This window comes from Caenibacillus caldisaponilyticus (assembly GCF_002003465.1).
Taxonomy (GTDB): Bacteria; Bacillota; Bacilli; order Bacillales; family Sporolactobacillaceae; genus Caenibacillus; species Caenibacillus caldisaponilyticus.
The window spans coordinates 1-7,454 of record NZ_BDDQ01000085.1 but is presented as its reverse complement, the minus strand read 5'-3'; the positions used below and the strand labels follow the sequence as shown (position 1 = coordinate 7,454).

Genomic DNA, 7,454 nt, shown 5'->3' with positions numbered 1-7,454 from the left:
TGCATAGATCTCTTTGAAATCGCTATGCGTGCCGATTTGAATTTGTGCCGCGACTTCTTTGCTGTTGCTGGCATCTTTCAGCATGATTTTGCCCATCCGCTCGCCGTTTTCATCCAGAAGATAGACCTCACATTTGCCATGTGCTCGCGGGTAGTATTGATAGTTATACATCCGCACGAGCAGCCGAAAATCGGAATATGCGCCGGGAAGCCATTGCATACGGACCGGGCCGTGCCACTTTTTGTCGTTGGTAGCCGGGCCAAAGTCTGAAACGCCATTGCTGTCCAATGCCACCTTGATTGAATCCGTGGTACTTCTCATATGCCCGCTTGGGATGCCATTCTCCAAATCAAAAGTGATATTGTCTTTTGTTACTTCCGTCCAAGTCGCGAGTGTATTACACGGGTCATGCAGTACCAACGGTTCCAAGTCAACCGGCTCATCCCCTGTATCGGGATCGACGTCGGCGCCGATGAAGACGTAATTCCCTTCCTCGTCCGTAATAGCGATTTTCGTGATATCCTTTTTCGGGATGCAAGTAAAAATGGGATAGCATTCCGCTGTCCCATTTGGTGTGATGAGTATTGGGTTTTCGGTGATGTCATAGCTCTCGTACTCTCCGTAGCCTTTCGGATCGGAGCAAGCAAATGTCAATGTGAACGTCACCCAGGGATGACCTTCCAAAATTTTTTGCGGCATTGATATATTGGTGAAATGGCCGTAATATGTGTATTCCGCATCATTTGAAAAAATCATCGGCCATTCCCCGTCACCGAAGGTCATGAAGAGATTCGCCAGATCGTGAAGTTTCTCTGCACGATCCCGAGCGTCATTCGCTTTGAGCGTCACATCGATTTCAAAGATCAATTTTCCATAGCTGTTTCCGAGGAACAATTCCCCAACCATGCCGGGGATGTTCTGAACGTTTTCGGTGATCTCCGGAACAACCGCCCGCCGGATATCGTTGACGGTGAGCGACAGCTCTTCCGCATAGATGCCGCAAAAATTGAAAGTCAGTTCACTCACAAGCTAGTCACCCCCTTGAACACGTTCCGGATGTTGGTTTCTTGTTTCTCGTATTTTTTGTTCACGCTATATATCAATTTCCCATCGAGGTAGAAGTTTGGGTCCTTTGCCAAAATCTGCGTCAAAACATCGACTTGTCGTTGCATCATGGCAATTTGCTGATCCTGCCGGATGATGATTTGACGGATATCAGCGCCGCCCACGGATAGCGGCGCCGTCCCTGCGGCCGGCAGCTTCATGAGCTCACGGCCTCGCTCGCCCACCAGGGCAAGGCCGGAACGCACCACATCACCGCCGACGGCCAACTGCGGCAACTGCCACATCTTTGCGATTTTCATAGATAGATCATGCGGGATGATCTTGGAACCACCCGGGACCCACATGAGCTCAGGTCCTTCTTCACCAACCCAAGCCCATCCGGGCGGAGCGTTGTCTGTGCCCTTCGCGTAGCCTTGAAGTCTCCAAGCATTGACTTGGCCGATTACAAAGCGCCGTTGTTGTGGCGGGATTTTGGACCAATCGATATCTACTTTCATATCGATTTTCTTTGAAATGCTTTTTCCAAGGGCCTTATTAAGCGACTGTGCGTCCTCTTTTATATCTATGACCTTGGAACGAACAGACTCTAAATTGCTGATTTGGTTTTTGATAGCAGAAACTTGCCTTCTATACTCGGCCGTATTTTTTTGATTCGGAGGCGTTTCTCTTTCGATGGTTTTTAATTTTGATTTGAGCTTAGCAATGGTCAAATCAATTAAATCGATTTCAGTTCCTTTTTTGACGTTTTGTTCAGCAATCTTCTTGCTTATACCGGCCTCTGTCAAATACTGAATTTCTAGTTTCCGGCGGGCATCTTCATATTGCTTAACCTTTTTATTGTTATTGCGTATTTGCTCTTTAAGCTGGTCATTTTCTTTTGCGATAATGTTTACCTCGTCAAGTAATGCATCTTTTCCACCTTTTAGCGCCTTAACGATTTCTTTTTCTTTTTCTAAAGCTTCAACGACAGTTTTCCTTTGCTCGCCACGAAGCGTATTGCTTCGGAGGAGAATTTGAAGATTTTGGACAGCGACTTCATGTTTTTTTAGCTCGTTTTTTACATCTTCCTTATTGTAATTTCTAACAAGAGAAAGTAAATCGCGTTCTAACTTAATACTGTTGTTAAGTTTGTCGTGCGCATCTTTATTTTCCTTGACGGCCTTTTTCGCATTGCTATAAGCATTTTCGTATTGCCGTTCCAATTCCATTGTCGCCGCTTTACCCATTTGCTCATTGTATTCTTTTAATTTATCAGTCGTATCCGCAACCTTATTACCCTGATCGGTAATTTTAGCCGTCGCTTCAGGCAGCTTATCGGTCAATCTATCGTTTAAATCGACCATTCGTTGAAGCTGATCATTTGACAACCCCGATTTTTTACGGAGCTGCTCCATCTGGTCCTTTATGCTCTTGATAGCTTCCGGATCAGATGTCTCTTTCAGTTGATCTTGAAGATCGAGATAACGACCAAATTCTTCTGTTGTTAAGCTCGATTTATTCCGTAAACGATCGAATTCTTCGATCAATTTTTCGTTTGCTTCATGCTGTTTCATCAGGCTGTCTGCCGTTTGGAAGTTCACCTTTTGAAAATGGCCTGCTTCATCGGCATAGTCACGTTGCCTATGAGTTAGCCCAGCAATGGCAAGACCCAATGTTGTGATGCCGCCGATAACAAGTCCAATAGGACCCAATACCGCTCCGATTGAAATTTCTGCCGCGCTAAATGCAACAGCCAATGCTCCAATGCCGGCAACCAAAGGTCCAACCATAGCTAAAAACGGGCCGATTGCAGCTGTAACGCCAGCAAAAGCCAATATCATCCGTTGAGTTGGTTTGTCGAGCTTGGCGAATCCTTCGGCCATTCTTTTCAGCCAATCGACGAAAGGTTTCGATGCGTCAATGGCATCAAGTAGGGCTGGAATTAGAGCCTGGCCAAGAGAGATACTGACATCCTTGATGCGGTTCCAAAAGATTTTCAGCTGCGACTCGGTCGTTTTGTAGCGCTGTGTTGCTTCACGAGTTAAGGCGTTATTATCCTTCCAGGCTTTCGTGCTCAGCTGCAACGAGCGGCGGAATAGGTCACCTGCCCCGGAAGCACGAAGCAAAGCATCGCGGACCTCAATTTCAGACAATCCAAGGTCTTTGAGAACTTGGAATACATTTCCGCCACTTTCCTTGACTTTCGCCAATCCTTCGATAAACCGAATGATGGACCCGGCGGCATCTTTTTCGAACGACTTTGCGAATTGGGATGAGGACATTCCCGCTACTTGCGCAAATTCATCCAATGCTTTCCCGCCGTTTTTCACTGCATTAGCCATCGTAATCATGACACGGGAAATCGCCGATCCACCTGCTTCCGCGTTGATACCTACACTCGAAAGGGCTGCTGCGAAACCGAGAATTTGTGGTTGGGTCATTCCAACTTGATGACCGGCGCCGGCAATTCGGAGCGCCATTTCCGCGATTTCAGATTCAGTCGTTGCCATGTTGTTACCAAGTGCAACGATGGCTGACCCAAGACGACGGAATTGGTTTTGCGGCATTTGAGTAATATTCGCCAAACGAGCTAATGCAGTGGCCGCTTCATCGGCGCTCAAGTTGGTAGAATTGCCAAGGTCGATCATCGTTCGGGTGAAGGAAAGAATGTTTTTCTTTTGAATGCCAAGCTGACCGGCCGTTTCGGCGACATGAGCAATTTCCTCCGCAGATGACGGGATTTGTTTTGCCATATCACGGATGCCTTTTTCCAGTTGCCTGTATTCATCCTCGGTCGCATTGACCGTTTTTCGAACTCCTGCAAAAGCGGATTCAAAATCAATAGCTGCTTTCGTAGCTGCGAAACCTACCCCAACGATCGGAGCAGTCACCTTTTTGGTCATACTTTCCCCGACATCTTTCATCTTGTCGCCAATGCTTTTCATTTTCTCGCCCGCTGAACCCAATTTTTGTTGAAATTGATTCCATCCAGAGCTTTGTTTTTTGAGCTGATCATTTGTCTTTTTAAGCTCATTCTCCATTTGGGCGAGCTTTTCTTTCGCGTTGTTGATCTGGATCGCTAGATTCTGTGATGCCTTAGAGTCTTCACCCTTTTTCTCGATAGTCTGTTGGAGTGATGACCGTAAAGCGTCGATTCGCTTCTTTTGTAGCTCAATTTGCTTCGTGAGCGAATCGGATTTCAGCTTTAGACTATCGGTGCTTTTGCCAAAATCCGTGAACTTGGCTGCTGCCGCTTGGAATTCGGATTGAAGAACTTTTATTTGCCGATTGATCGCCGCAGCGCCTTTTTGGAATTGAGTACCGTCGAATGTAATTCTGGCTACAAGATTTTCAATTTCTTCAGCCATGAACCCCACCACCCTTTCGGGCATAAATAAAAAAGCCCTCCGAATGGAGTGGCTTTTAATTATATTTCTGAATGATACTGTCTAATTGATTTAGATCACTTTTGAAAATATCCAAAGCGTAATCTGCCTTATCTTTTTGTCCGGCAAGAGAATCTTTGACATATTCTAGATACTTAAGAATGAGATCGTTACAAATATCTACTATCCTTGCCTCTTCTGCGTTCCCATCAATTTTGTCGGTTGACCATTTATCAAAAAACGATTCTATTTTTTCTTCATATTCCTTATCACTTAAGCTGCCAACATCCTTCCAAGTATCATATAAAACCAAATCATCCATTGCGTTTTTGATATCATCGCGGAAATTCACCACGTCGTTTAAAAAATCCTGATCAATATTAATTTCCTCTGTCTGTTTGGTTGTTTGCTTTGCATCAGTGTTCTTCTCCCCATTAGTTTGGCTTGATTTATCAGAGCAAGCCACCATACCAAGAATCAAAAATGGAATAAACAGTAAATATAGTTTTTTCATGTTAAGATTCCCCTTTCAAAACCATTATATTCGATTCTTAGAAAGGAGAATCCTTCTAAATCACTTGATCGATGAATCCGATTTTAGGTTTGGATTGGTGGTTTAAAAGCTCAAAAAAGAAGTATATGTCCATATTATCGATTTCGTATAATGACCAACCCTGTTTCATGAGATTAAAATACATATCTTTGATCACATCTTCGGGGTCGCTCTTTTCGACCCCGTCTTTCAGTTTGGGTTCTCTTCATCCCCGATCCCAAGTGCTTCATTTCCACCGCTAATAATGCCGTTAATACAATCCATGACGGTTTGTTCCAATTTATTCGCGGCAAGGCCGTGATAAAATTCGTCGCGAGTAAATTGTTTTCCGAACAACTCTACGATAAAATCAACAATCGCGTCAAGATCGTTTTCATCGAACGTATTTTTATTCAATTTTTTGCTCATTACGAGCGTTTTCCTGTACATCATGGCACTAATAAAGCCTGTCGTAAACGTTTTTTTCTTCCCATCAATCATCAAAGTAAGTTCCATAGATCAAACCTCCCAAAATAGTTATGTATAAAAAGGTGGAGCGAGCTTTTTACCCGCCCCATATGTTCAGCCGGCCGGAGCGTTCGGATCATAGACCGCATCAAACCAAGTATCGCCTTTCGTAAACGCCGCATCATCTTCATCACCGACTGCCTGCCAAGCATTATCAAAATCACGCCGAATAAACGTACCTTCAATCGTCGGCGTTTGGAAGGCCGGCTGTTCTTGCTTGGTTTGATATTCATCTTGTTGCGGTCGAAATTTTCCCTTATAAAGCCATACATAACGGTATTTCCCGTTCGATTTTACCGAACGGAATCCAATTGCAACATATGGCGCCACATCAGTTGATTTTTTGATCAAAACGCCATTTTGATCAACGGTGTGCCCAAGAATTTCTTCAAGAACATCGTTCGGCAAGTCACGAACTTGGAGGGATACAGCAATCTCCCCCAAAGCCGTTGCAACATCCGACGGACCGTCATCGGCATAGAGAGTTTGCGAGTTCGTCGTCGGGTTGATCGTTGCTTGGATCGCTTTCGACATGAGTTTCGGTTGAGAATATGTCACTCCGGTCTCATCGTCTTGTTGCAAAATCGCATAGTGCAAATCCCGCAAACCAACACGAACGCCGGTTTCTGCCATTTTCTCCTCACTCCTCAATTACTTTTGAAATTTTGTACCTCAAAGCCTTATGGAATAATTTTGGTTCGGTTTCCGACTCAAAAAGGTCCGTCGCAAAGTAGCGAACGAACCCCAATGACTCCATAATTTCGTTGACACGGTTCACAATCGATGAATAGTTATCGGTGTGCCATACATCAATCTGAATGCGTATTTCAGCGACAAATGCCGCATCGTCCGCATATCTGGATTCATAGTTATCAAGCTCAAAAAACGTGATGCGCGGGAAGACCGTCGCATCCTTTTCTTTGATCTGATATACATTTTTGCCGCCGAGCAATGCAACCAATTGCGAATCATTGATCATCGCTTGATAGATTTGGGGCTTGACGTCAATCATCCGCCAAGCCCCGCTTTCAACGATTCGCGCAAAATGCGTTTGACTTCCTCTTTCGTTTCTTTTATGGCCGGTTCAATGAACGGATAGGGAGGCGCATGGCTCGTTCCAAATTCCAAAAACTTCGCCCGCCACGCCGTATCCTTTCCCGGGCCGACATCAATGTATTTGGTGTCCTCTTTCGTTCTCACACCACTGATTTTGATGTCATCACGAATATGGACATGTTCTTTATTTGATACGTTCACATTCGCCCGCATAGCTTCGGCCACAGGTTTGGCAGCTTCTCGAAGCGCCTTATTTGCCATCCGATTGATCCGATCTTCCATCCAGTCTATCTTCTTCATCAGCTCGTTGGCGCCGTCCAGACTAATATTAGCCACCATTCACCACCTCCCGACAGACCAGTTGAAGCTCCCTGTGCCGCTCATCGACGTCGATCAGATGATCAATGTCAAAGATTCGATTGCCGTATTTGACTCGCATGTCTGCTGTGACTCCAGGTCGATATCGAATACGGACGATGATTGTATTTTCAGCATTTACGGCTGCCGCCGCGACAAACGTCGTCAAACGGTTGGTAGAGAGCGGTTCAACCGCTGCCCAAACCGTCGCCCAATCCGACCAATCTCCATCCGTCGATGGGAAACCTTCATCATCCACGATTTCGACTTGTTTTTGAAGCGTGATGCGGTGGCGATATTCAGAAACTTTGCTCATGATGCCCCACCACTTTCATCGCTATCCTGAGCCGTATAGCGCAATTGAAGAATCATAGAATCCAGGCTGAACGGCAACATATCGGCTTTTCCAACCGGTTCGCGATTCTCATACCAATGCGTGATGAGAATCTTTTGAGCGAGATCATAGAGTTTTGATGACGTGTCAATGTTGGCATCGGCCGCGTTTGCCAAATATTCTATAGACGCATCGATCAAAGACTGGATCAGCGCAT

At 45.3% G+C, this 7,454-nt stretch carries 9 protein-coding genes; all 9 read right to left on the bottom strand.

What is annotated here, in order from left to right:
- On the bottom strand, positions 1 to 1,026 hold a 1,026-nt coding region (locus CCB157_RS16060), incomplete at its 3' end, for a distal tail protein Dit (RefSeq protein WP_193432323.1).
- Positions 1,023 to 4,412, bottom strand: a complete 3,390-nt coding sequence (locus CCB157_RS16055) for a phage tail tape measure protein (RefSeq protein WP_158077358.1) — start codon at positions 4,410 to 4,412, stop codon at positions 1,023 to 1,025. The genes CCB157_RS16060 and CCB157_RS16055, both read right to left, overlap by 4 nt.
- Positions 4,413 to 4,467: 55 nt before the next feature.
- On the bottom strand, positions 4,468 to 4,944 hold the full coding sequence (locus CCB157_RS16050) for a hypothetical protein (RefSeq protein WP_077616841.1): 477 nt from the start codon (positions 4,942 to 4,944) through the stop codon (positions 4,468 to 4,470).
- A 228-nt stretch (positions 4,945 to 5,172) separates the two neighbouring features.
- Entirely contained in the window at positions 5,173 to 5,478 is a 306-nt protein-coding gene (gene gpG, locus CCB157_RS16045) for a phage tail assembly chaperone G (RefSeq protein ID WP_193432322.1), read from the bottom strand.
- A 66-nt stretch (positions 5,479 to 5,544) separates the two neighbouring features.
- Positions 5,545 to 6,123, bottom strand: coding sequence for a major tail protein (locus CCB157_RS16040; protein ID WP_077616840.1), 579 nt, complete (start codon positions 6,121 to 6,123; stop codon positions 5,545 to 5,547).
- A 7-nt stretch (positions 6,124 to 6,130) separates the two neighbouring features.
- Positions 6,131 to 6,502: a tail completion protein gp17 gene (gp17, locus tag CCB157_RS16035; RefSeq protein WP_077616839.1), complete on the bottom strand. Its 372-nt coding sequence runs from the start codon at positions 6,500 to 6,502 to the stop codon at positions 6,131 to 6,133.
- The gene (locus CCB157_RS16030) at positions 6,499 to 6,882 is read right to left on the bottom strand and encodes an HK97-gp10 family putative phage morphogenesis protein (protein WP_202970048.1); all 384 of its coding nucleotides are present in this window, start codon (positions 6,880 to 6,882) and stop codon (positions 6,499 to 6,501) included. Before CCB157_RS16030 ends, gp17 begins: the two co-directional genes overlap by 4 nt.
- Positions 6,875 to 7,219: a phage head closure protein gene (locus CCB157_RS16025; protein WP_077616837.1), complete on the bottom strand. Its 345-nt coding sequence runs from the start codon at positions 7,217 to 7,219 to the stop codon at positions 6,875 to 6,877. Before CCB157_RS16025 ends, CCB157_RS16030 begins: the two co-directional genes overlap by 8 nt.
- On the bottom strand, positions 7,216 to 7,454 hold a 239-nt coding region (locus tag CCB157_RS16020), incomplete at its 5' end, for a head-tail connector protein (protein WP_143287112.1). The genes CCB157_RS16020 and CCB157_RS16025, both read right to left, overlap by 4 nt.